The sequence below is a fragment of the Streptomyces sp. AC627_RSS907 genome, from assembly GCF_019049165.1.
Map to the genome: position 1 here is coordinate 1 of NZ_JAGMUE010000946.1, position 591 is coordinate 591.

Consider the following 591-nt stretch of genomic DNA (forward strand, 5'->3'; position numbering starts at 1 on the left):
TACGGGACGTGCTGCTGACCGGCAAGGCGTGCGAGGCCGTGCGGCGCAAGGGCAAGGACGGCCGCTTCGCGTACGACTCGGTCGTCATGGACGCCCCGCCGACCGGGCGGATCACCCGGTTCCTCAACGTCAACGACGAGGTCGCGGGCCTGGCCCGGGTGGGGCCCATACACAACCAGGCGCAGGCCGTGATGCGGGTCCTCAAGTCGCCCGAGACGGCGGTGCACTTGGTGACGCTGCTGGAAGAGATGCCGGTCCAGGAGACCATGGACGGCATCGCCGAGCTGCGCGCCGAGGGCCTGCCGACCGGAGCCGTGGTGATCAACATGGTGCGGCCCGCAGTGCTGGACGCGGCGGCCGTCGGCATCGCCGCGACCCGGGAGCGCGCCGGCATCACCCAGGTTCTCGCGCGCGCCGGCCTGGGCGCGGCGCACGCCGGCGGACGGGCCGAGCAGTTGGTCGAGCCGCTGCTGGAACAAGCTCACGAGCACGCGGAACGCGTTTCCCTGGAGCGCGTCCAGCGCGCCGAACTCTCCCAACTCGACCTCCGCACACACGAGTTGGAGATGCTCCCGAACGGCGTCGACCTGG

Annotated in this window: 1 pseudogene; it reads left to right on the forward strand. The window is 71.6% G+C overall.

The features are described from left to right. Positions 1 to 591: pseudogene (locus KUM32_RS39600) on the forward strand (ATPase); the annotation flags it as partial.